At 34.4% G+C, this 23,996-nt stretch carries 19 protein-coding genes, 1 other RNA gene and 1 pseudogene; 15 read left to right on the top strand and 6 right to left on the bottom strand.

The window, feature by feature from the left end:
- Nucleotides 1–15: 15 nt before the first annotated feature.
- The 4 genes from D9R05_RS12790 (at nucleotide 16) to D9R05_RS12775 (ending at nucleotide 4,248) form a co-directional block, all read left to right on the top strand.
- Nucleotides 16–804 (top strand): hypothetical protein, encoded by a 789-nt coding sequence (locus D9R05_RS12790; RefSeq protein WP_121667612.1) that lies wholly within the window; start codon nucleotides 16–18, stop codon nucleotides 802–804.
- A gap of 5 nt (nucleotides 805–809) precedes the next feature.
- Nucleotides 810–1,424, top strand: coding sequence for a deoxynucleoside kinase (locus D9R05_RS12785; protein WP_121667611.1), 615 nt, complete (start codon nucleotides 810–812; stop codon nucleotides 1,422–1,424).
- 11 nt (nucleotides 1,425–1,435) lie between these two features.
- Nucleotides 1,436–2,116, top strand: coding sequence for a sterol desaturase family protein (locus tag D9R05_RS12780; RefSeq protein WP_121667610.1), 681 nt, complete (start codon nucleotides 1,436–1,438; stop codon nucleotides 2,114–2,116).
- A gap of 77 nt (nucleotides 2,117–2,193) precedes the next feature.
- Complete coding sequence (locus tag D9R05_RS12775) at nucleotides 2,194–4,248, top strand: M3 family metallopeptidase (protein WP_240463069.1); 2,055 nt, start codon at nucleotides 2,194–2,196, stop codon at nucleotides 4,246–4,248.
- A 57-nt stretch (nucleotides 4,249–4,305) separates the two neighbouring features.
- Here the strand turns inward: D9R05_RS12775 and rny are convergent, their stop codons facing one another.
- The 4 genes from rny to D9R05_RS12755 form a co-directional block, all read right to left on the bottom strand.
- Nucleotides 4,306–5,877 (bottom strand): ribonuclease Y, encoded by a 1,572-nt coding sequence (gene rny, locus D9R05_RS12770; RefSeq protein ID WP_121667609.1) that lies wholly within the window; start codon nucleotides 5,875–5,877, stop codon nucleotides 4,306–4,308.
- 48 nt (nucleotides 5,878–5,925) lie between these two features.
- Nucleotides 5,926–6,034: non-coding RNA, 6S RNA (gene ssrS / locus D9R05_RS12765), on the bottom strand.
- A 60-nt stretch (nucleotides 6,035–6,094) separates the two neighbouring features.
- Nucleotides 6,095–6,391, bottom strand: a complete 297-nt coding sequence (locus tag D9R05_RS12760; protein WP_121667608.1) for a cell division protein ZapA — start codon at nucleotides 6,389–6,391, stop codon at nucleotides 6,095–6,097.
- 9 nt (nucleotides 6,392–6,400) lie between these two features.
- On the bottom strand, nucleotides 6,401–6,691 hold the full coding sequence (locus tag D9R05_RS12755) for a hypothetical protein (protein WP_121667607.1): 291 nt from the start codon (nucleotides 6,689–6,691) through the stop codon (nucleotides 6,401–6,403).
- Between the two features lie 181 nt (nucleotides 6,692–6,872).
- Here D9R05_RS12755 and D9R05_RS12750 point away from each other — a divergent pair, with 181 nt between their 5' ends.
- A complete protein-coding gene (locus D9R05_RS12750) occupies nucleotides 6,873–8,570 on the top strand; it encodes a M23 family metallopeptidase (protein WP_121667606.1) in 1,698 nt (565 codons plus the stop codon).
- A gap of 109 nt (nucleotides 8,571–8,679) precedes the next feature.
- Nucleotides 8,680–11,157 carry a TonB-dependent receptor gene (locus D9R05_RS12745; RefSeq protein WP_240463068.1) on the top strand — a complete coding sequence of 826 codons (2,478 nt, stop codon included), beginning with the start codon at nucleotides 8,680–8,682 and terminating at the stop codon, nucleotides 11,155–11,157.
- 73 nt (nucleotides 11,158–11,230) lie between these two features.
- Here D9R05_RS12745 and D9R05_RS12740 read toward each other — a convergent pair whose 3' ends face one another.
- The gene (locus D9R05_RS12740) at nucleotides 11,231–12,379 is read right to left on the bottom strand and encodes a cysteine desulfurase family protein (RefSeq protein ID WP_121667604.1); all 1,149 of its coding nucleotides are present in this window, start codon (nucleotides 12,377–12,379) and stop codon (nucleotides 11,231–11,233) included.
- A gap of 114 nt (nucleotides 12,380–12,493) precedes the next feature.
- Between D9R05_RS12740 and D9R05_RS12735 the strand changes: the two genes are divergently transcribed.
- The 8 genes and pseudogenes from D9R05_RS12735 to D9R05_RS12700 all read left to right on the top strand — a co-directional run bounded on the left by D9R05_RS12735 (nucleotide 12,494) and on the right by D9R05_RS12700 (nucleotide 21,138).
- Nucleotides 12,494–13,462, top strand: a complete 969-nt coding sequence (locus tag D9R05_RS12735) for a hypothetical protein (protein ID WP_121667603.1) — start codon at nucleotides 12,494–12,496, stop codon at nucleotides 13,460–13,462.
- Between the two features lie 152 nt (nucleotides 13,463–13,614).
- Nucleotides 13,615–15,101, top strand: a pseudogene (locus D9R05_RS12730) (IS1182 family transposase).
- A gap of 272 nt (nucleotides 15,102–15,373) precedes the next feature.
- Nucleotides 15,374–16,678, top strand: a complete 1,305-nt coding sequence (locus D9R05_RS12725) for a dihydrolipoamide acetyltransferase family protein (RefSeq protein ID WP_121667602.1) — start codon at nucleotides 15,374–15,376, stop codon at nucleotides 16,676–16,678.
- Nucleotides 16,679–16,710: 32 nt separating this feature from the next.
- The gene (locus tag D9R05_RS12720; protein ID WP_121667601.1) at nucleotides 16,711–17,070 is read left to right on the top strand and encodes a four helix bundle protein; all 360 of its coding nucleotides are present in this window, start codon (nucleotides 16,711–16,713) and stop codon (nucleotides 17,068–17,070) included.
- A gap of 60 nt (nucleotides 17,071–17,130) precedes the next feature.
- Nucleotides 17,131–19,233 (top strand): alpha-ketoacid dehydrogenase subunit alpha/beta, encoded by a 2,103-nt coding sequence (locus D9R05_RS12715; protein WP_121667600.1) that lies wholly within the window; start codon nucleotides 17,131–17,133, stop codon nucleotides 19,231–19,233.
- Nucleotides 19,233–19,727: a hypothetical protein gene (locus D9R05_RS12710; RefSeq protein ID WP_121667599.1), complete on the top strand. Its 495-nt coding sequence runs from the start codon at nucleotides 19,233–19,235 to the stop codon at nucleotides 19,725–19,727. The genes D9R05_RS12715 and D9R05_RS12710 overlap by 1 nt, the downstream gene beginning before the upstream one ends.
- A gap of 22 nt (nucleotides 19,728–19,749) precedes the next feature.
- Nucleotides 19,750–20,589, top strand: coding sequence for a mechanosensitive ion channel family protein (locus D9R05_RS12705; protein WP_121667635.1), 840 nt, complete (start codon nucleotides 19,750–19,752; stop codon nucleotides 20,587–20,589).
- 105 nt (nucleotides 20,590–20,694) lie between these two features.
- Entirely contained in the window at nucleotides 20,695–21,138 is a 444-nt protein-coding gene (locus D9R05_RS12700) for a ferritin-like domain-containing protein (protein ID WP_121667598.1), read from the top strand.
- Between the two features lie 179 nt (nucleotides 21,139–21,317).
- Here the strand turns inward: D9R05_RS12700 and D9R05_RS12695 are convergent, their stop codons facing one another.
- The gene (locus D9R05_RS12695; RefSeq protein WP_121667597.1) at nucleotides 21,318–22,463 is read right to left on the bottom strand and encodes a geranylgeranyl reductase family protein; all 1,146 of its coding nucleotides are present in this window, start codon (nucleotides 22,461–22,463) and stop codon (nucleotides 21,318–21,320) included.
- 149 nt (nucleotides 22,464–22,612) lie between these two features.
- Between D9R05_RS12695 and D9R05_RS12690 the strand changes: the two genes are divergently transcribed.
- On the top strand, nucleotides 22,613–23,116 hold the full coding sequence (locus D9R05_RS12690) for an RrF2 family transcriptional regulator (RefSeq protein ID WP_394340565.1): 504 nt from the start codon (nucleotides 22,613–22,615) through the stop codon (nucleotides 23,114–23,116).
- The last annotated feature ends 880 nt before the right edge of the window (nucleotides 23,117–23,996 follow it).

Here is a 23,996-nt window from a genome sequence, read left to right as displayed (position 1 = left end):
TTGTATATTCACTTTATGAAAACCTTTTTAAGCTTTTTATGTCTCCTTTTTTTTATCAATGGAATTTCTCAGGAAATTTCAGTAGATTTTATTGATAAGTATCCTTTTAAAAAAGAGCGTTTTATTGGAGTCGATAAATTTGACAATTATTATTTTATCGATAAAAATATTTTCTTTAAAGTAGAATCAGGCACACAAAAAATGTATCAGTTTTCTGATATACAATTAGGAAAGCTCACTTCAGTTGATCTTTTAAACCCATTAAAAATTACACTTTTTTACCGTGATTTGAATACAGTTGTTATTCTAGACAATCGCCTCAATGAAATAAAACGTATTAATTTTAACACCATTGCAGAATTCAGAAACGTGGGTTTTGCAACTACAGCAAACGACAGAAGCCTCTGGATTTTTAATTTAGATTTACAGCAATTAGAATTATTTGATTATAATAGAAACGTCCAGCTTTCTAAAACACAGCCCATTGCACAAGAAGTTCTACAACAAAAAAGTAATTTTAATTTTTGCTGGCTATTAACCGAAAAAAATCTTCAACAATTTAATTCTTATGGAAGTTTAATCAATGATTTTCCTAAAAACGGAATTTCTGCCATAGTACAAGACAATAAAGTTTTAATTAGCCTGAACAATAATCAATTAAGTGTTTTAACACAAAATACAAACAGCTTCAAACCTATTTCCATTTCTGAAATTGAAGTTAAAGATTTTTATTTGGCTAATGAAAACCTTTATATTTACAACGGGAAATACGTTTTTCATTACGTACTGAATCTACCAAAATAAGCACTATGCACGTAGCCATTGCCGGAAATATTGGAGCCGGAAAAACGACACTAACTCAATTATTAGCTAAGCATTATAGTTGGGAAGCACAGTTTGAAGATGTGTTAGAAAACCCCTATTTGGAAGATTTCTACAACCAAATGGAGCGTTGGTCTTTTAACTTGCAAGTATACTTTTTAAACAGTAGATTTCGGCAACTTCTAGAAATTAGGGAAAGTGGTAAAAGTATAATTCAAGACCGAACTATTTATGAAGACGCGTATATTTTTGCCCCCAATTTACACGCGATGGGGTTAATGACTAATCGCGATTACAAAAATTATATCGCACTTTTTGATTTAATGGAAAGTGTTACCAAAGGACCCGATTTACTCATTTATTTGCGTAGCAGCGTTCCTAACTTGGTGAATCAAATACAAAAAAGAGGGAGAGACTACGAAACCTCCATTTCAATAGATTATCTGAGTCGATTAAATGAACGCTACGAAGCTTGGATTCATGATTACTCCAAAGGTAATTTATTGATTATTGATGTAGACAATATTAATTTTGTCGAAGAAAAAGAAGATTTAGGAAATATCATACATAAAATTGACACCGAATTACACGGTTTATTTTAATAAAAAACGCTATGGAATCAACAAAATTGAAACGTCCAAAACATAAAGGATCACCGAAATTATTTAATAACCCAATACTAGAGAAATTAACACATACCCATATTTCTTTACCGCTGATTATTTTTTCTGCAATTTCAGCAGCGCTTATTTATTATGGAATTATTGAAAAAGGCTTTGAAGCGCCGATGATGGTTTTATTATTTTTCGCAGGTTTATTTTTCTTCACTTTTGTAGAATACGTAATGCATCGATATTTGTATCATATTCCTGCCACATCAGAACGCAAAAAGAAAATATCTTATACTATGCATGGGGTGCATCACGATTACCCAAAAGACAAGTCTAGATTAGCTATGCCGCCGATATTAAGTTTAGTAATTGCTACGGTTTTATTTATTATTTACCGAGTGGTTTTAGGCGATTATGTATTTGGGTTCTTATCAGGATTTTTAATCGGTTACGCCTTGTATTTAGCGGTACACTACTCCGTTCATGCATTTAAAGTGCCAAATAATTTTTTAAAAATCTTATGGCACCACCATAGTATTCATCATTATCGTGAATCTGACCGAGCTTTTGGGGTTTCTTCTCCATTATGGGATCATATTTTTAGAACCATGCCCAGAAAATCTCCTTTAAGAGACAGAAAAAAGCAAAAAACAAACGTCTATATAGATCCTGAAAAAGCATAAGATGAAAAAAAATATAAGATATTTTAGTATAGCGTTATTAGTTTGTTTTAGTGCATACCAATGAAAAAAATAAACAAGTGACACAAACACCTGAATTATTATCACCGTGGGAGGGTCCTTACCAAGGTGTTCCTGCTTTTGATGAGATGCAAGTTTCTATGTTAAAGCCAGCAATTCGTAAAGGAATGGAACGGCATTTACAAGAATTAGACTCTATTACTCACAATACAGAAGCACCAACTTTTGAAAATACAATTATTCCAATGGAAAAAGCCGGCTCAGCGTTAGATCGTGCTTTTACCTATTATAGTATTTATAGTAGTAATTTATCTTCAGAAGACTTTCGTAAAATTCAAAAAGAGCTAGCGCCTGAAATTTCTTCTTACGAATCTAAAATACTTCAAAATGAAGCATTGTTTCAGCGTATTAAAAGCGTTTATAAAAAATCTCAACAAGATTCACTTTCCGACCAAAAACAACGCGCACTCAATTTAATTTATGAGCGTTTTGTAATGAACGGAGCAAATCTTTCGGAAGAAGATAAAAAGCGTTATGCAACAATTGAACAAGAATTATCTAAATTATATACAAAATTTTCTACCAATGTTTTGGCTGAAGAAGAAAATTATGTGGTCTTTCTAAATAAAGATCAATTAGAAGGTTTGCCTGTATCATTTCAAAAAGCATCAGCTAGTGCGGCAGAAAGTTTAGGGAAAAAAGGAGAGTTTGCTATTACAAATACGCGTTCTTCAATGGATCCTTTTTTAACTTATTCAGATAATAGAGAACTTCGAGAAAAAGTCTGGAAAAACTATTATTCAAGAGGTGATAATAACGATGAATTTGATAATAAATCTGTTATTAAACAGATTTTAAAACTTAGAGATGAGCGTGTTAAATTATTAGGCTATAAAAACTTTGCCGCTTGGCGATTACAAAATAGAATGGCAAAAGATCCTAAAAAAGCGATGGAATTAATGATGCAAGTTTGGCCGGCAGCCATTGCAAGAGCAAAAGAGGAAGTAAAAGAAATGCAAGCTATTGCAGACCGTAACAATGATGAAATCACTATTAAACCTTGGGATTACCGTTATTATGCTGAAAAAGTGCGTCAAAATAAATACGATTTAGACAGTGAAGAGATTAAAGAGTATTTAGTATTAGATAATTTAAAAGAGGCGTTATTTTTTACAGCCGGTGAATTATTTGACTATAAGTTTTCAAAAATCACCGATGGAAGTGTTCCTGTTTTCCATGAAGATGTTGAGGTTTATGAAGTCACTAAAGACGATAAAATTATTGGTCTTTGGTATTTAGATCCGTATGCACGACAAGGTAAGCGATCAGGTGCTTGGGCGACAACCTATAGAAGTAAAGCTGAATTAACCGGAAATAAACCTGTCTTAGCGTCTAATAATTCTAACTTTATAAAGCCCGCTCCCGGAGAGCCGATTTTAGTTTCTTGGGATGATGCTGAAACATTTTTTCATGAATTTGGTCATGCTTTACATTTTCTTTCTGCCGATATAAAATATCCGACTTTAAATGGTGGTGTACGTGATTATACAGAGTTTCAATCACAATTATTAGAGCGTTGGTTATATACGGATAAAGTAATTAATAATTTTTTACGTCATTATAAAACCGATGAGGTTATTCCAGAAAAATTGGTTCAGAAAATAAAAAGTGCTGCGACGTTTAATCAAGGTTTTGCAACTACTGAATTTTTAGCTTCGGCAATTATGGATATGAAATTTCACACTGCCGATCCTGAAAAAATAGATGATGTAACCGAATTTGAACAAGAAACCTTAGATTCTTTAGGAATGCCTGAGGAAATTGTGATGCGTCATCGTCCAACTCATTTTGGGCATATTTTTTCAGGAGAAGGATATGCTGCAGGGTATTATGGTTATTTATGGGCAGATGTTTTAACTTCTGATGCCGCCGAGGCTTTTGCCGATTCTCCAGGTGGATTTTACGATAAAAAAATTGCTGATAAATTAGTGAAGTACTTATTTGCTCCAAGAAATGCTATTGATCCTGCTGAGGCTTATAAAAAATTTAGAGGAAGAGAAGCAACAATAGATGCCTTAATGCGTGATCGTGGTTTCCCTGTAAAAGATAAGTAAAATAAAAAAGCCGACTCTAAAAAAGAATCGGCTTATAAACTCATAGTAAAATTTAAATTACTTTGCTACATTAACCGCTCGGGTTTCTCTAATAACTGTAATTTTAACTTGTCCCGGATAAGTCATATCTGTTTGTATTTTTTGTGAAATTTCGAAAGATAAGTTTGATGCTTTTTCATCGGTTACTTTTTCACTTTCAACAATTACACGCAATTCTCTACCCGCTTGTATTGCATAAGCCTTTTTAACACCTGGAAAGCCAAAAGCAATTTCCTCTAAATCTTTTAAACGCTGAATATACGAGTCTAAAACTTGACGTCTTGCGCCTGGTCTTGCGCCGCTAATGGCATCACAAACTTGAATAATTGGCGATAGTAGTGAGGTCATTTCTATCTCGTCGTGGTGCGCTCCAATTGCATTGCAAACTTCTGCTTTCTCTCCATATTTTTCTGCCCATTGCATTCCTAAAATAGCATGAGGAATTTCTGTTTCAGTTTCTGGAACTTTCCCAATATCGTGTAATAATCCGGCACGTTTTGCTAGTTTTGGATTTAAACCTAATTCTGCTGCCATTACTCCACAAAGTTTAGCAACCTCACGCGAGTGCTGAAGTAAATTCTGACCGTAAGAAGAACGATATTTCATTCTACCAACAACTTTTATTAATTCAGGATTTAATCCATGTATTCCTAAATCAATTACAGTGCGCTTTCCAATATCAATAATCTCCTCGTCAATTTGCTTACGAGTTTTTTTAACTACTTCTTCAATTCTAGCCGGATGAATTCTTCCATCCGTTACTAATTTATGTAATGACAGACGGGCAACTTCTCTTCTAACTGCATCAAAACAAGACAAAATAATTGCTTCTGGGGTATCGTCTACAATAATTTCTACACCAGTAGCTGCTTCAATGGCACGAATGTTTCTTCCTTCACGACCTATAATTCTTCCTTTTACGTCGTCACTTTCTAAGTTAAAAACTGAAACGCAATTATCAATTGCTTCTTCTGTACCAATACGTTGAATGGTATTTATGACAATTTTTTTAGCTTCTTGTTGTGCTGTGAGTTTTGCTTCTTCTACCGTATCTTGGATGAGCGCCATTGCATCGGTCTTTGCAGATTCTTTTAAAGACTCTATTAATTGCTCTTTAGCATCTTCTGCACTTAAACCGCTAATTACTTCTAGTTGCTTAACCTTACTTTGGTGAAGCTTTTCTATTTCTTCCTGTTTTTTATCTAAAAACTCGTTACGATAGTTATAATCCTTTACCTTTTCTTCTATCTCTTTGTTGAGCTTTTTATTTTTGGCAAGCTCACTAGAAACTTGAGATTCTTTGTCACGTGTACGCTTTTCTGCTTCTGCAATTTTTTTATCTCTTCCTAGAATTACTTTTTCATGCTCCGATTTTAATTCTATAAATTTTTCTTTGGCTTGCAGTATTTTATCTTTCTTCTTGCTCTCGCCTTCTGCTTTAGCTTCTTTTATTATTGTTGCTGCATTCTTTTCAGCTTCAGCTAAAATAGAAGTCGCTTTTTTCTTCTGATTTGCATTTGCAATTAAATAGCCTATTACTATTCCTACAATTCCTACGATTACCGCTACTACGATTGTTGTTATATCCATATGTTATTTTTATATATAAAAAAAGCCTGTATTAGCATGTTTTGTATTAAACTCCGTCGAAACAGGTTTAGGGCTAACAAGCTGATCAAGGATCCGTTCTAAAGACGGCTTGCTTTTACAACTTAGACTCACCCTTTTTAATTGATATGTGTTGAGTTTATCAAAAAGAATAACTAATACAGGCAGTAAACCTTATTGTTTATTTTAAAGAACGTTTCTATTTATTGGCCAAATGCTCTTGCAAAAGTTCATTTAAAGCGTTTAGCTTTTCTTCTGCTTTAAGTACTTGGTCACTTTTGTTTATATATTGCTGTTCGCTTTTTGAAGCAAATTGTAAAGCACACATGGCTAATACATCTTGCTTATCTCGAACGGCGTAACTTTGCTCAAATTGCTTAATTACTACTTCAATTTTTTTTGCAGCTTTTCGTAATCCTTCTTCTTGCTCTGGCGCAATACTTAAAGGATAAACCCGGTCTGCGATTGAAAGTTTTATTTTCAGCTTTCCATTCATTCAATAATTTTATTCTGAAAGTTGAACGATACACTGATCAATCTCTCGAATTAAGCTATTTATTTTGAGTTTAGTTTCTCGTTTATGTTCGTTACTGCCCAGCATTGCGTTTGCAGCTCTCAGTGTTTGGTTTTCTTTTTCTAAGGCAACAAAATTAGTTTTAATTTTATTGAATTTATTATGCTCATTCTCTAAAGATTCTTCTAATTGAAGATTAGCCTGCTTTAAAAGTTCATACTTATGTAACAGTTTGCTAAGCTTATTTTCAAGAGAATCAACTATTTCAACCAAATCACTCATCAGCGCTTATCGTAATGCTTCTCGCACAAAGTTAACATACCTTAAGGAATATGACAATAGTTTAGAAATTATTTTTAACCAAAAATTAATTTCTTTTGTTCACACAGGCTAAGCTTTTTGCTATTTATAAACTTTGAGCTATCTTTCAAACCTGCTTCTATAATTTGTTAAACACCTATTTATGCGCTTATTTTTTTTAATCGGATTTTTATTGACTGGCTTTTTTTTAAATGCTCAAAATTCTTATCCACAAGATTATTTTAAAAATCCCTTAGATGTTCCTTTAATCTTATCGGGAACCTTTGGCGAGTTACGCTCTAACCATTTTCATAGTGGAATGGATATAAAAACCCAACAGCGCATAGGCTTAAATGTTTTAGCAAGTGCAGAAGGTTATGTAAGTAGAATTAAAATCTCCCATTACGGATACGGAAAAGCACTGTACATTCAACATCCAAATGGATATACCAGTGTTTATGGACACCTGAATAAATTTTCCCCTAAAATTGAAGCTTACATTAAAAAGCGACAATACCAAGAAGAAAGTTATGAAATTCAAGTTTTTCCGCAAACCGAAGATTTACAAGTAAAACAAGATGAAGTTATTGCCTTCAGTGGAAATAGTGGAGGAAGCGGCGGACCGCATTTGCACTTTGAAATTAGAGACAGTCAGCAACGTCCCATAAACCCATTGCATTTTGGAATCGAGATTAAAGATACTTATACACCCATTGTAAAAAATATCTTGGTATATCCTGAAGGTGAAACTGCCCATGTAAATGGCATTCAAAAAAGACAACAATTACGGCTGATCCCTAAAGGAAATGGAGTGTACGAAACCGAAAGCCTTAAAGCGCACGGAAAAATTGGTTTTGGTATTTCTACTATAGATCGTTTAAATTATGCCGCTAACCAAAATGGTGTTTTTAAAATCAGTAGTTTTTTAAATGGATCTCAACTTTTTGAAGCAGATTTTAGTCGATTTTCTTTTGCCGAATCGCGTTACATTAATCGTTTTATAGATTACGATTATTATAAAAACAAACGCAATAGAGTTCAGAAATTATTCATAGAACCCAATAATCCACTGAGTATTCTAAAACAATTTCATCATAACGGATTTATCACGGTAAAAGATAGCCTAGATTATATTTACACTATAAATGTTGAAGATTTTAAAGGAAATATAAGTACCGTAAAAATCCCAATTAAGGATCAAGCTTTAACTACCGCTGAGATTATTACTGAAGATATTATAAAAACCGATTATTTTGCTAGAGCAAATGAAGCCGTAGCTTTTGATGAGGGTAAATTTGATGTTTACATTCCTAAAGGCGCTTTATATGATGATGTTTATTTTCAGTTAAATACAGAAGGAGAAAGCATTACTATTGGCAATGATGCTATTCCGCTTCATAAAAATATAAGCATAGGCTTTGACGTGAGTCATTATACCGAAGAAGATAAAAAACAATTATATATTGCCCGAATGAGTGATTGGGGCACTCCATATTATGAAGATACGTACAAAAAAAGAAATCGGTTTACTGTACGCACCAGGACATTTGGCACCTATAAATTAATGAGTGATACCAAGCCGCCAAGAATTACACCTATTAATTTTAGAGAAGGAAAATGGATGTCTAATTATCGCTTTCTTAAATTTAAAATAGCTGATGATGAAACAGGTATTAGCAGTTATCGTGCTACGATTAACGGAGAGTTTATTTTAATGGAATACGATTATAAAACAGACAGCCTTGTATACGATTTTAATGATAATGTCGTTAACATAACAGAAAATAATTTAAAAATCATCGTGGTTGATAATGTCGGAAATAGTACTACATTTGAAGGCACATTTTTTAGAAAAAAGTAAACTACCTTATGAGCAAGCTCACGAGGCATTTCTTAGAAACAAATTTTCAATTTCAAGGCAAGCTTCGGGGGGTGTTACCCTTTGGCGGTGCCAATAAAGCCAATTTATCTTGAAACTATCCATTTCTCTTAGCATAATTTTTTCATTTTGTTTTAGTTTATATTCAGTAGCACAAGAAATAGCTGTTGTTAAAGGTATTGTTTTCGACGAAGCGCAAACCCCAATTCCTTCAGCCAACGTTTCTTATCCCGGAGGCGGAACGCAAACCAACGAAAATGGATTTTATTACATAGAAATCCCGGCTAATAAAAAAACTACCCTCACCTATTCTTATGTTGGTTTAAAACAAGTTACTTTGAGTATTCCGGCTTTAGCAGCAGGTGAGTCAAATGAAATAAACCCGGTTTTAAAAACTAGTGTAGAGCAAATAGGTCGCGTGGTCATTTCGGGAAGAAAAAACAAACGTGTTGAAGGTATTGTAAGCATAGAACCAGAAACAGTAAGGAAAATCCCGGGTGCAAATGCCGGCGTAGAGAACCTTTTAAAAACCTTACCCGGCGTAAGCTCTAATAACGAATTAAGCACGCAATATTCTGTTCGTGGAGGTAATTACGATGAGAATTTAGTGTATGTAAATGAAATTGAGGTTTATCGTCCGTTTTTAATTCGTTCTGGACAACAAGAAGGTTTAAGCTTTGTAAATACAGATTTAGTAAGAAATGTAGATTTTTCAGCCGGAGGATTTCAAGCAAAATATGGCGATAAATTATCATCCGTTTTAGATATTGATTACAGAAGACCCGTAGATTTTGGGGCTTCAGTTGAAGCTAGTTTTTTAGGAGGAAGTGCTTCTATTGAAGGTGTTTCTAAAGACGGAAACCTTTCAGCTATTTTGGGCTTACGCTATCGCGATAACAGTTTATTTGTAAACGCAAAAGAAACCGAAACAAACTTTAGACCACGTTTTGCCGATGCGCAAACCTACCTTACCTATCAGTTTAATGATAAATTTGAATTAGGCTTTTTGGGAAATATTTCTATCAATAAATACGATTACGAACCCGAAACACGCCAAACCAATTTCGGAACATTACAAGATCCCAGAGCACTACTTATTTTTTATGAAGGACAGGAACAAGATCAATATGAAACCTATTTTGGAGCTTTAAAGGCGACCTACAAAGTATCAGAAAATTATACAGCAAAATTAATAGCTTCTACTTACAATACGCAAGAACAAGAGTATTATGATATTTTTGCAGAATATAGATTAGGAGAACCAAATGCCTCAATCGGTGGAGAAAACTTAGGAGAAGTAGAGTTTACCGAAGGAGTTGGCGCTCAATTAACCCATGCCAGAAATGATTTAGATGCCCTTATTTTTAATTTTCAACATCGGGGAACTGTAGACGTAGAAGATCATCAGTTTGAATATGGTGTAAAATATACACACGAAGATATTCGTGATCGTGTACGAGAATTTGAAGTAATTGATTCTGCCGGATTTTCTATTAGACCACCGTTAGATGATTTTAAAAACAACCAACCCTACGAAGCTTACGCTAGTCCGCTTGTTCCTTATAATAGTATTAGGGCAACTAACAAGACACAAATAGATCGGTTTCAAAATTTCTTACAGTGGAGTTATCAAACAGAACTAGGTTCACACCAAGCTTGGTTTAATGCTGGGGTTCGTTCACATACTTGGACTGTAAGCGGAGAAAACATCAAAAGTACAACCCAAAGTGTAATCAGTCCGCGTGCTCAATTTGCTATTAAGCCTGACTGGGAAACTGATATGCTTTTTAGAGTTTCTGGAGGTTTTTATCATCAACCCCCGTTTTACCGAGAATTAAGAGATTCTACCGGAACTGTTCAACCTGGGGTTAAAGCTCAACAATCCATTCATATTGTAGCCGGAAACGATTTTAGTTTTAAGATGGATGATCGTCCGTTTAAATTAGTGTCTGAAGTATACTATAAATCTTTAACTGATGTAAATCCGTATACGATTGAAAATGTACGTATCCGTTACCGTGCTAATAATAGCGCCGAAGCTTATGCCTACGGATTAGATTTACGTCTAAATGGTGAATTTGTTCGCGGCACAGAAAGTTGGCTGAGTTTCGGGTATTTAAAAACAGAAGAAAACATCAACAATCGCGGATATATTTCCAGGCCTACCGATCAGCGTTTAAAATTTGGTATCTTATTTCAAGATTATGTGCCTAAAATTCCGAGTTTAAAAATGTATTTAAATTTAGTTTACAATACCGGTCTACCCGGAGGTTCACCACGTTATGCAGATCCGTATGATTACCAAACCCGATTACCGGATTATAGAAGAGCAGATGTTGGATTTTCCTACGTAATTGTAGATCCTAATAACCCTGTAAAACGATCAGAAGGGCATTGGCTTCAAGTGTTCAAAGAATTAAATATAGGATTTGAAATATTCAACTTATTTGATAATCAAAACTCAATCACGAACACATTTGTTCGAGATGTATACAGTAAGCAGATGTACGCAATTCCTAATTATTTATCGCCAAGAGTTTTTAATCTTCGTCTAGGAATGCGTTTTTAAAAAGAAGATATTTTAAATTAAAAAAACCTAGATTTTTGTGATCTAGGCTTTTTTTTGGGGGCTATTTTAAAAATTAATCATTGATTACTTTTTTAAGCACATCAATTACATAATCCATTTCTTCCTTTGTATTAAACTTAGAGAATGAGAAGCGAATAGATGGTTTTTTAAAATCTTCTTCATTTAAAATAGCATTTAAAACGTGAGATCCGCCCTCTGCTCCACTTTGGCAAGCACTACCTTTTGAACAGGCAATTCCTTTTAAGTCTAATTGAAATAATAACATAGATGCCTTTTCAGCTGAAATAGGTAAACAAACATTCACCAAGGTATAGGTGCTTTTTGGTAAATCTGCACAACCTCCGTTAAATTTGACACCGGGAAATTCTTCTTCTAGTCGTTTAATAAAATAACTCTTTATTTCAGTAATGTATGGTTTTTCTTCCGCTAAATTATCATAAGAAATTTTTAATGCTTCGGCTAAACCTACAATATTATGAACACTTTCAGTACCGGCTCTGTAACCGCGTTCTTGTTCTCCTCCAAAAATCAAGGGGCGTAAACCGCTATTTTTTCGTACAAAGGCAAATCCAACACCTTTTGGTCCGTGAAATTTATGAGCGCTTACCGCGGTGAAATCTACAGGCAACTCTTGTAAATCCATTTCAAAATGACCAATAGATTGCACCGTATCACTATGAAACAAAGCATCAAATTGCTTACAAAGTCTTCCTACTTGCTCGATATCTAAAATATTACCCACCTCATTATTCACATGCATTAAGCTTACTAGTGTTTTTTTATCTGAAGCTTGTAAAAGTTTTGCTAAATGATCTAAATCAATACTTCCACATTCTTTTAAATTCACATATTCCACTTCTACATCAAAACATTCCTGCAATTGATTAACTGTGTACAACACCGCATGATGCTCAATTTTTGAAGTGATGATTCGTTGCACGCCCAAATCTCTCACTGCACTATTTAAAGCCAGATTATCCGCTTCAGTTCCTCCTGAAGTAAAGACTATTTCAGCAGCAGAAACATTTAAATAGCTCGCAACGGTTTTTCTCGCATTCTCAATCATAGATTTAGCTGATCTTCCAAAAGCGTGAGTAGAAGATGGGTTTCCAAAAGAAGTTTCCATTACTTCTGTCATTTTAGAAATAACCTCGGCTCTCATTTGTGTTGTTGCTGCACTATCTAAATATACGTTCTTCATAACTTGTATTTATAATCTTTACGGCTGCAAAAATATAATATTTAAAATAATTTTATAGATTACAAGCCATAAAATAGCAATTGATGTAATTTTGCTGAAAAATATTCTAGACTGATGAAAAATTTTTTCTTAATAGTACTTGTTTCTTTTAGCTTGTTTTCTTGTGATGATGGCGATATTATTGTAACTACATTCGATTTTGATGAAGATGCTACGCTAACTGCTTGTCGTGAAGCAGATGAAGCAGTTAACACGAGTGATCAACTTATCACTTTATTATACACTACCAACACTGAACCTAGTGAGAGTTTATCTTTATCACTATCAGGAACAGATTTCACAGGAAAATTTAGCGGTATAGAACAACAAGATTCGCTTGTCATAAATCTTAATCAAACCAACAAAATAGTGTACCGCACCTATGATGCACCCATAAATGGAGGCGAGTATTTCTGTAATGACATACCACCAAGTCAACCTAGAGTTTTAGAAGAATATAGTACCACAAATGGCGGACAAGTAATTCTTATTACTACTATAACAGCCCAAGATGATAATGATGGTATACCAGCTGAAGACGAAGATTTAAATGGAAATGGAAATTATTTTGATGATGACACCGATAATGATGGTATTCCTAATTTTCTAGATATAGATGATGACAACGATAACGTACTTACGTTAAATGAATTGGGGAGCGACATTGAAAATGGAAATTATTTAGACACCGATAACGATGGAATACCTGATTATTTAGATGATGATGATGATGGCGATGGTGTGATAACGCGGTATGAAGATTTAAACGCAAATGCGAATAGTTCTAATCCGGAAGAATTTATTTTAAATCCTGCTGATGATGACACCAACCAAAACGGTATTCCTAATTACTTAGATCCGGAAGACACACAATCGGAAACGATTGATGTGGTAAAAGTAAATAGTATTTCTCGCGATTTCAGAACTATTGTAAGAGCTCAAAACATTACCATGGAAAATACTGCAAATGGAGAGGAGATTATTTTAGAAACCTTAGTTATGGGAAGACTGGAAGTTAGCAGTTCTGATGAATCACTCAATTAACAAAGACTAAGCATTCTGAAAAATATAGAAGTGTCATGTATTACTTCCACTAGCTAATTTTAATTAGTTCCTAAATCTAGATGCAAAAGAGGCTGTCTAAAAAGGCAGTCTTTTTTCATGGTTAATCAGTTGATATTTTGTATTTTCATGGAATGAAATCAAATCCCGTTAGGAAGACTAATGGTCAGAATCAACTAAGTCTTCTTCCTCCCAGTTCTGATGATTTTGTTCCAGAGAATTATCCAGTGGGTATTGTTAATGAAATTATAGATCAGATAGCTATTGTTTCTATAGAAAAAACCTATAAAGGAGGTGGCACCTTCAGTTACCGTCCCAGGAGACTTATTGAAAATTTTGATCTATGTTTATTTACGTAATCTATATTCTTCTAGAAAGCTTGAGCAAGCTTTAGGAGAAAATGTACATTTTATGTGATTATCAGGCTACATCAAGCCAGATCACAATACTATTAGCAATTTCCGCTCAGCCAAGCTCAAGGGTAAGTTAAAAAAAAACTTTCAATCAAGTAGTTATTTTATTGGCACAACAGGGCTAGCTGAGTCTAAAAGATATTTATGTTGCCGGAACAAAGATCGAAGCTAGTGCAAACCGCTAGACCTTTGTTTGGGGTGAAAGCATAAAGACCTCCCGCGCACGCATTTAAAAACAACTTAAAGATTTATGGTGATATGTAGAGAGCGTTTATGCGGAAGAAGAGCAATAACCCAATGGATCAGATGATTTTAAAGCCATTGACCCCAATGAAGTCTCCCAGACCATTGACAAAAAAGTAAAGCAAAAACTGAACTATGCCAAAAAGAACTGACCAAAGAACATTGCAAAATAGAACAGGCAAGAGCAACAAATAGGTGGGCGCAACTCAATGAGTAAGGCAGACCCCGATACCAGTTTTATCCGAATGAAAGAAGACCATATGCTCAATGGCCAACTAAAACCAGGTTACAACCTGCAGGCATCAACCAACAATCAGTTCATCACCAGTTACATTGGTACAAACCACGGCAGACACCACCACGCTCATAGAGCATGCAAAAGACTTTATTGATGGATATGATCAAACACCAGAGAGACTAACTGCAGACGCAGGTTATGGCAGTGATGAAAACTAGACCTATTTAGAAGATAACCATATTGAGGCCTTTGTCAAGTATAATTATTTCCATACAGATCAGCTGGATAAAAAAAGGGCAAGCACAAAAAGCCCTTTGCTGCAAACAGGCTGTTTTACAACAAGGAGACCAATACTATTTACTGTCCGATGGGTCATGCGATGGAAAACATAGGGAGCTATGAAAAAACAACAGCAACAGGTAGCAAACAAAAGATAGAACGATATCAAGCGAAAAATTGCTCTGGCTGTCCCATCCGTTCCTTCTGTTATAAATCCAAATCCAATAGAATAGTTGAAAAAAACCATAAACTGATAAGGCTCAAGGAAAAAGCTAAGGGAAAACTGCTCAGTCCAAAAGGAGTAGTACAACGCAAACAATGATGTTGGGATATTGAAGCTGTGTTTGGTAATATCAAGCACAATATGAACTTCAAAAGGTTTATGCTAAGAGGAATAGAAAAGGTAGAGACTGAAATAGACTTAATTGCAATGGTACATAACCTTTAAAAAGTGAGCTTAGCAATATAATCATCGCTAAGCCATATTTTTAAAAGCTATTAATGAATTGTAACCAACAAATAGTAAAAGAGGTGAGAATAATGCAAAATATAAAAGGTCGCCTAATTTGTTTTTAGACGACCTCTTTTGCATTACTATTTTTAAAATATCTTAGAAAAAAGTAATTGATTTCTACTAAAAGCTGAAAATAAGCCCTATAAATAAGCATAAAATGCTATTTTTGTTTACGTACAAAATATAACGATTACATAAGCTTATTTATGTCAACAATAGAGTTTAAATTACCCAAAATGGGTGAAAGCATTTCTGAAGGAACCATCATTAATTGGTTGGTAAATGAAGGAGATGAAATAGAAAAAGATCAAATAATTTTAGAAGTCGCTACCGATAAAGTAGATTCTGAAGTTCCTGCGCCTGCCAACGGAAAAGTAACCGAAATTTTAGCACAAGCAGATACAGTGGTGCAAGTAGGGCAAGTCATTGCAAAAATTGAAGCTTCAGCAGATCAATCGGCTAAGCCTACAAAAAAGCAAACAGAAAAAAAGTCGCCGGACAAACCAAAAGAAGCGGTAGCTCCTAAAAAAGCTGCTAAAAAAAAACCAGCGGTTTCTACTTCTAAAAGTTATACGCTAAATGAAAATCAGAATACCTTTTTTTCTCCTTTAATTCAAAATATAGCGAAAGATTATTATATCAGTTATGAAGAATTAGCGCGAATCCCTGCAACCGGTCACGAGGGGCGTTTACGAAAAAGCGATATTTTTAAGTATATTGAAGAAGGGCGGCCGGCACAATTTGCACAAGCTATTCCTGAAAACAATGGTTTTCAAGTTCCAGATTTAAAATTAGATAAAGGAAAAGGAGAAATTGTAGAAATGGACAGAATGCGCCAAATGATAGCAGATCATATGGTGTTTTCTAAACATACTTCTCCACACGTAACCGCTTATGTGGAAGCTGATTTAACTGAAATGGTAAATTGGAGAAATGCTAATAAAAAAGCCTTTCAGGAGAAATACGGTGAAAAATTAACTTTTACCCCATTATTTGTTGAAGCTGTAGCAAAAGCGGTTCAAGATTTTCCGATGATTAATGTAAGTGTTGATGGGAAAAATATCATTAAAAAAGAATCCATAAATATCGGGATGGCTACCGCTTTACCAAGTGGAAATTTAATTGTTCCTGTCGTAAAAGAAGCGAATGAAAAAGATTTACAAACAATTGCAAAAGAGGTAAATCAGTTGGCTGATAAAGCTCGAAATAATAAATTGAAACACGACGATACCAGCGGAAGTACTTTTACTATCTCCAATGTTGGGACATTCGGAAGCTTAATGGGAACACCAATTATTAATCAGCCTGAAGTTGCTATTCTAGCAACCGGGATTATCAAAAAGAGGGCAGAGGTAATGGAATACGAAGATGGCGATAAAATTGAAATCAGAAGTATGATGTACTTATCCCTATCATTTGATCATCGCGTAGTCGATGGATTTTTAGGTGGTAGTTTTTTGCGTCGCGTTGCCGATTATTTTGAAGATTTTAATATAAAAAGGAGGTTTTGAAACAAGACAAGTAGAAACAAGACAGGGGTAAAATGAGACGACATAACTTTAAAAAATTACAAATCTGGATAGAAGCTATGGATTTGATTGATGAAAATTATTCTTTCACTTCTACTTTGCCAGATTATGAAAAATTTGGATTGAGAAGTCAAATGAATCGTTGTTCTGTTTCCATTGCCTCAAATATTTCAGAAGGATCTAGTAAAAGAACCGATAAGCATTTTGTAAAATACTTAGAAGATAGTTTGGGCTCTACTTATGAATGGGAAACCCAGCTGACAGTTTGTTTTCGTCAAAATTTTCTTCCGGAAGAAAAATATCTGAGTTTAATAAATAATGCACAAAAATTACAAAGTAAAATTTCGAATTTTATTGACAGTCTTGACTCTTAAAGTGTCTTGATTCAAAAAAGTCGTGTGTCGTGGTTCTAAAAATGAATAAAAAATAAAAAAATGATAACCAAAGATATATTCAAAAAAGCATTCTCAAACCTTTGTACAGCAAAGGCAATGACAGATTTATATGAAGAGAACTTTAAAACAGTATCTAAATACGTGCATGCAACCTCTCGAGGACATGAAATAATTCAGACAGCAGTTGGAATGCAGCTTTTACCGCAAGATTATGTTTTTCCATATTACCGAGATGATTCAATTTTATTAGGAATCGGAATGGAGCCTAAAGATTTAATGTTGCAGGTGCTGGCAAAAAAAGACGATCCTTTTTCGGGAGGAAGAACCTATTATTCGCATCCGAGTTTAAAAGATGCCGATAAACCTAAAATTCCTCATCAAAGTTCAGCAACAGGAATGCAGGCAATTCCGGCTACCGGTGTTGCTTTAGGGATGTATTATCGTGAAGGGGGAGATCTTTTTAAAGCCGACGAGCAATATGCCTTTTTTAAAGATATGGGGCATGATAAAGCCTTAGAAAATAATGAAAAGCCGGTTGTAGTTTGCTCCTTAGGGGATGCTTGTGTTACCGAGGGGGAAATTGCTGAAGCTTTTCAAATGGCTGTGTTAAAGCAATTGCCAATTTTATATGTGGTGCAAGATAATGGTTGGGATATTTCTGCCAGTGAAGCAGAAACAAGAGCTCAAAATGCAGCAGAATATGCACAAGGCTTTAAAGGTTTAGAGGCAATTAGTATTGATGGAACTGATTTTGAAGAAAGTTATACTACCATTAATAAAGCTTTAGAAACTATCCGGAAGGAAAGAAGACCAATGCTTATTCATGCAAAAGTTCCTTTGCTAAATCACCATACTTCCGGCGTGCGAATGGAATTTTATCGAGATGATTTGGAGGAAGCAAAAACACGCGATCCTTATCCGAAGATGAAAGAAATGCTCGCTAAAAATGATTTTACGGAAGATGAATTAGAAGCTATTGAAGCTTTGGCTAGCGTAAAAGTAAAGGAAAGTTATCAAGAAGCTTTAGCGGCAGAAGATCCCAAACCGGAAGATTTATTTACGCATGATTTTGCTCCGACGCCGATCACCGAAGAAAAAGGAGAACGCTCTCCCGAAGGAGCTGAAAAAGTAGTGATGGTAGATTGTGCCCTTTTCGCAGTTGAAGAACTGATGAAAAAACACAAAGAATGTTTGCTTTACGGACAAGATGTTGGTGGAAGATTAGGCGGTGTTTTTCGTGAAGCCGCAACTTTAGCACAGAAATTTGGAGATAATCGCGTCTTTAATACACCTATTCAAGAAGCATTTATCGTCGGGTCAACGGTAGGAATGTCAGCTGTTGGTTTAAAACCTATTGTCGAGGTTCAATTTGCAGATTACATTTGGCCGGGCTTAAATCAGTTATTTACAGAAGTAAGTAGAAGCTGTTACTTATCTAACGGAAAATGGCCTGTTTCAATGATTCTTCGTGTTCCGATTGGCGCTTATGGAAGCGGTGGTCCATATCATTCTTCTTCCGTAGAAAGTGTGGTGACCAATATCCGCGGATTAAAAATTGCTTATCCGAGTAATGGAGCAGATTTAAAAGGATTGATGAAAGCAGCCTATTACGATCCAAATCCGGTAGTGATTTTTGAACATAAAGGTTTATACTGGAGCAAAGTTCCCGGAACAAAAGGGGCAACTTCAGTAGAACCAAGTGAAGATTACGTGTTGCCTTTCGGGAAAGCTTGGGTGTTGCAAGAAATTTGGAAGCAAGAAGAAAAAGAAACTTTGTCTATTATTACTTATGGAATGGGCGTGCATTGGGCGATGAACGCTTCCGAAGAATTAGGAATGCAAGATCAAATTGAAGTAGTCGATTTACGTACACTTTCTCCGCTGGATGAAGAAACCATTATGAAATCGGTTAAAAAATGTGGGAAATGTTTAGTAGTTACTGAAGAACCTTCAGATAATACGTTTGCTAGAGCATTATCGGGTAAAATTCAGGAAGAGTGTTTTAAATATTTAGATGCACCGGTTATGACGATTGGTTCAGAAAATATGCCTGCAATCCCATTGAATTCTACCTTAGAAGAAACAATGATTCCTTCAACTGAAAAAGTAAAAGCTAAAATTCAAGAAATCTTTGCTTATTAATGAGTCGTATTTTATATAAAGAAAGAATTATAAGTTATATTATCAGCATTCCTGTGGGGATGCTGATTTTGTTTGTGTCAATAGCTATTGTAAATCTACTGTTAAATCCAGCAGCTAATCAATTAGCAGTGTTAACCTTATTAATTTCCTTAGTTTTTCTGTGCTTGTTATTTTATCATTTGTATCAATTAAGAATTGAAGTTAGTGAAAATGAACTGTGTTTACGTTTTGGTGCAGGACGTATAAGAAAAGCTTATACGATAGATGAAATAAAGACAGATAGTTTTCAGAAAGAAACTATTCCTTGGTATTACGGAATGGGTTGGAAATTGGGCTATGGAGGCAAAACCTTTTTTTGTGCTCAATCTGGTCTGGGTTTAAGTTTTCGGTTAAAAAACCAACCTGAAAAAATAATTATAGCAACAACACAATATCAAGAATTGCAAAAAAGTTTGATGCAAGCACAACAAAGACTTGATCAGAAAAAATTGTAAATTAAGCTTTAAAATACAAGCGATGGATATAAGTTTTTGGACTGAAGTAAAATCACAATTCTTAAATTTTCTAGTAGAAATAGGGCCTAATATAATTTATGCTTTAATATGCTTACTCTTAGGAATTTTTGTGATTAAAATTTCAATGCGAATTTTAAAGAATATCCTTCGAAAATCTAAAGTAGAATTATCTTTAACTACCTTTATTGAAAGTCTCTCTATTTTTTTACTGTATGGTTTTTTGTTTTTTATAATTGGTTCAATTTTAGGAATTAAGACCGCTTCTTTTTTAGCAATTTTCGGTGCTGCTGGAATTGCCATCGGTTTAGCTCTACAGGGAAGTTTAGCGAATTTTGCAGGCGGAGTTTTAATATTGGTTTTTAAGCCTTTTAAAGTCGGAGATTTAATTCATGTCAATAATAATTTAGGCTTTGTTCAAAAAATTGATATCCTTTATACGCGAATTAAAACTTTTGACGGCAGGATAATTACCATGCCTAATGGAAATGTTTCCAATAGTGATGTAGATAACCGAACAATGGAGCATGAACGCAGAATAGATTTAAAATTGAAATTTTCTTATGAAGCTGATATAGATCATGTGCGCGAGATCATTATTAACACACTTTACAAACATCCTAGAATAATAAAGCGAATACCACCGGATGTATGGCTGGATGAAATAGGAGAATATGAATTGAAAGTTGTTGCACGTTGTTGGGTAGAATCGGTAGATTATTGGCCGGTTTATTGGGAGCAGCTTGAAGCGGTAAAAAAGGCGCTTGATGAAAACGGAATTAAAATTCCAATTCCTAAACGTGCTATTTATCAAGAAAAAAACGTTGAACAAATTAATAATTAGTCATTTTATTTTTATTCGTTAATCTTCGTTAAATCAGTTGTTAATCATAGTTAATTAATTCACTTGCAATCGGTTTGTATGCTAAATTTAAATAAAAAATTAGCTATGGAATTTACAGACAAAGTATCAAAAAGATTAAATCAGCTTTTAGAAAAAAACTACGATGCAGAAAAAGGATATAAAGATGCTGCAGAACGAGTTGAAAACCCAAAAATGAAAGATTTTTTATCTGAACAAGCACAGAAACGTTATGATTTTGGACATCAATTAAAGTCTGAAATCAAAAATTACGGAAAATCTCCAGATAAAGGAGGGAGTGTAAAAGGAGCTGCTCATCGCGCGTGGATGGATTTAAAAGCCGCGGTTTCTTCAGATAAGCATGAAAATATTATGGAAGAAGTTCAACGTGGAGAGCAGTCTGCAATTAATGAATATGATGAAGTAATTGCTGAAGATTTACCACCAACAACTAAAGATATTTTGGTAAAGCAACGCGAAGAAATTAAACAAGCACAACAAAGTGCAAAAAACTTTGAGGTTATATCATAACCATCATTTTAATTTCGAATAGAAAGAGGCTGTCTAAAAAAATAAAAAAGCGTCATTCTGAATTTATTCCGATAGCTTTCGGAACAGAATCTCATAATCCTGAAATACAAATCAGTATGAGAACCTGAATCAAGTTCAGGTTGACAAAAATAGACTTTTTAGACAGCCTTTTTTTATGTTTAAAAAGGGATCTTAAATTTTTGCTTGACCTTTGCATAGAAATTTTGAGGATAAGTACTATCGCCCATAAAAATATCGGTCATATATTCTGCAGCTCTCTGTCCGTGTTTCTTCAATAAAATGTTGCGTAATTTTTTTTGACCATAGAAAATCTTAGCTAATTTTATGCCTGTTTCTAGTTCAGGGAGTAACTTTTTGTTTAATTTTTCTAAGTATAAAGTTTCAGCTTTCTCTACATTTAATTGACTTTCAATAATAGCATGGGCAGCCATTAAACCACTAGCGATTGCATTAGAAATTCCTTCCGCAGTAATAGGATCTGCAAACCCTGCAGCATCACCGGTAAGAAATACATTCTTTTTAACAAAACCATCAGTCCGCGGAGAAGTAGGGATGATAAATCCGTGCGCTTCTTCACTTAAAACTTCTTTTATGCCTAACATTTTAAGATACTCCTGGTAAGCTTTTTTTAAATTGATCTTTTTACTAGATTTCATAGTGCAACCCAAGCCTACAGATAAATGATTTGCTTTAGGAAAACACCAACCATAACCTTGGGGAGCAGCATCAATATCAAATCTAGCCGATTCAGCCAATTTTTTAAAAGTTTCGTCGCTTACCGTAATTTCATATTCTAATGCGGGAGACATTCTCCGGGTTTCTTCCCATCCGGTTAATTTTGCTGTTGGACTTAGTGCACCATCGGCAGCAATGATAAATTTGGTATTTATTTTTCCTTGTGAAGTTTCTATTTGTGTATAATCCTCATGGAATATTAAATTTTCAACTTTAGTATTTTCTAATAATTCAACTCCTTCAGCTTGCGATTTCTTTACGATGAGATGATCAAATTGATCACGCATTACCATGCTAATGATAGGCTTTTCTCTTTTCGTTTTAAACGAAAGATTTTTCGCGCCAAAGAGAATATCTACTTCATTAAACTTAATGTCGATCGCTTCATCTACCGAAAAAGGCATATTTCTTAGTCCTCTATACACAAAACCGCCTCCACATGTTTTGTAGCGTGGCAATGTTTCTTTTTCGATAAGTATGGTTTTTATTCCTTTTTTTGCCAATTCATAGGCGGCAGTTGCACCAGAACGACCACTTCCTATCACTGCACCATTAAATAAATTCTCCAAGGATTTAATTATAACACTGACTTAAATAATATAAAAAAATAGCCTTAGAAATTTAAAGTTATTTTTAGGCTGTGTAACTAGACTGTTGTATTTTTATAAGCAAAAGTTTGGTTGACCCTAACTTTTGCTTGTAAAAATAGTCAAATTAAATGGAGAAAGGAGGCGTTTTTTTAAAGAACATGTATCTTTGGGCAATTCATAGAATACAAAAAGTGCTCTCAAAAAAAACAAAATACGCTCTCAACGCTTTGGTTTATCTGGCACGAAATCGTGCTCAAGCTCCAATTTCGGTAAGTACAATTGCTCAAGCACAAAATATTCCTTTAAAATTCTTAGAATCTATTTTGGTGGAGCTTAAAAATGCTCGAATTGTAGATAGTAAGAAAGGAAAATATGGAGGCTATTCCCTTCATAAAGAACCTGAAGCAATCCATATGGCCTCAGTTACCCGTTTGTTTGATGGCGCTATCGCTTTATTGCCATGTGTTACCTACGACTATTATGAGCCTTGCGAAGAGTGTGTTGATGAAGAAACTTGCGGTATTCGGCAAGTTGTTATGGAGATTCGTAATGAAACAGTTCGACGTCTAAAGAAAGCTACTTTAGCTGATATTGTAGATCGTGAACAAAATCAAAAAGGAATGCTAGACTAGTCGTTTACGTTTTGAATAATGTTTAACCTTAATTGTCGAAGGTTAACTATTGAAGATTGAATTCCACTCTCAAAGAAATAACAAACTGTCATTAGAAACTGTATACTAAAAGCTGCTTATATCGTAAAGCCTATAGCTTACAGCTACCCGCAATGAGATGCTGAAACAAGTTCAGCATGACATTTGTGAAACCCAAGTGCCTTCTTCTTTAATAACGAAACGATATTTCGCCTCTTTTGCTTCGCTCAATAGATTAAAAGCCGAGTGTCACACTGAGCTTGTCGAAGTGTATTTTGATTGTTGAAGGTTGAATGTTAAATGTTAAATTCCACTCGCAAAAAAATAACCAGCTATCAATAGAAGCTGTATAATGAATGCTGCTTATAGCGTAAAGCTTATAGCTTAAAGCTAACAACCCAACACCATATCAAGATAACTTGTAACAACATAACAAGAAATGAAATCAAGGAAACCGAAAATTTTCTTCTTTTCATAACAGAAAGATATTTCGACTCCGTTTCTTCGCTCAATATGACAGTAGCCGATTGTCACCCCAGGTCTGTTAGAGTGTTTTATGATTGTTGAATGAATAATGTTTAAGGTTGAATGTTTAATGAATCAATTTGAAAAATAAAGGCTTGTTTAATGTTTGATGTTTAAAGTTAGAAGACGGGGAAGTTTTAACTTGAAAACGAAAAGAGTCCTGTTTCATTTTCTATAAAGATTAGAATATAGCTTAGAGCATATTGCGTACAGCTTTTAATAATTTGGAGAGCAGAGAAAAAAGAGCAAAGAATATGTAGAAAAGAATGTTGATTTGAAGCTTGAGTCTAGAGGTTAGAAGAGGTTTATGTGATCATGGATCAATTTGAAAATTTGA

It is taken from the genome of Mesonia aquimarina (assembly GCF_003667275.1).
In the GTDB taxonomy this organism is placed as follows: domain Bacteria; phylum Bacteroidota; class Bacteroidia; order Flavobacteriales; family Flavobacteriaceae; genus Mesonia; species Mesonia aquimarina.
Note: the sequence above shows the minus strand (reverse complement) of the source record. Positions and strands in the feature narration are given on the sequence as shown.

Excerpts from the sequence above, each read along its gene's own strand:
- D9R05_RS12780 (WP_121667610.1), top strand. The coding sequence starts at position 1,436 with ATGGAATCAACAAAATTGAAACGTCCAAAACATAAAGGATCACCGAAA.
- D9R05_RS12715 (WP_121667600.1), top strand. The coding sequence starts at position 17,131 with ATGATAACCAAAGATATATTCAAAAAAGCATTCTCAAACCTTTGTACA.
- D9R05_RS12790 (WP_121667612.1), top strand. The coding sequence starts at position 16 with ATGAAAACCTTTTTAAGCTTTTTATGTCTCCTTTTTTTTATCAATGGA.
- D9R05_RS12705 (WP_121667635.1), top strand. The coding sequence starts at position 19,750 with ATGGATATAAGTTTTTGGACTGAAGTAAAATCACAATTCTTAAATTTT.
- D9R05_RS12735 (WP_121667603.1), top strand. The coding sequence starts at position 12,494 with ATGAAAAATTTTTTCTTAATAGTACTTGTTTCTTTTAGCTTGTTTTCT.
- D9R05_RS12700 (WP_121667598.1), top strand. The coding sequence starts at position 20,695 with ATGGAATTTACAGACAAAGTATCAAAAAGATTAAATCAGCTTTTAGAA.
- D9R05_RS12740 (WP_121667604.1), bottom strand. The coding sequence starts at position 12,379 with ATGAAGAACGTATATTTAGATAGTGCAGCAACAACACAAATGAGAGCC.
- D9R05_RS12690 (WP_394340565.1), top strand. The coding sequence starts at position 22,613 with ATGGAGAAAGGAGGCGTTTTTTTAAAGAACATGTATCTTTGGGCAATT.
- D9R05_RS12760 (WP_121667608.1), bottom strand. The coding sequence starts at position 6,391 with ATGAATGGAAAGCTGAAAATAAAACTTTCAATCGCAGACCGGGTTTAT.
- rny (WP_121667609.1), bottom strand. The coding sequence starts at position 5,877 with ATGGATATAACAACAATCGTAGTAGCGGTAATCGTAGGAATTGTAGGA.
- D9R05_RS12785 (WP_121667611.1), top strand. The coding sequence starts at position 810 with ATGCACGTAGCCATTGCCGGAAATATTGGAGCCGGAAAAACGACACTA.
- D9R05_RS12755 (WP_121667607.1), bottom strand. The coding sequence starts at position 6,691 with ATGAGTGATTTGGTTGAAATAGTTGATTCTCTTGAAAATAAGCTTAGC.
- D9R05_RS12725 (WP_121667602.1), top strand. The coding sequence starts at position 15,374 with ATGTCAACAATAGAGTTTAAATTACCCAAAATGGGTGAAAGCATTTCT.
- D9R05_RS12750 (WP_121667606.1), top strand. The coding sequence starts at position 6,873 with ATGCGCTTATTTTTTTTAATCGGATTTTTATTGACTGGCTTTTTTTTA.
- D9R05_RS12710 (WP_121667599.1), top strand. The coding sequence starts at position 19,233 with ATGAGTCGTATTTTATATAAAGAAAGAATTATAAGTTATATTATCAGC.
- D9R05_RS12720 (WP_121667601.1), top strand. The coding sequence starts at position 16,711 with ATGAGACGACATAACTTTAAAAAATTACAAATCTGGATAGAAGCTATG.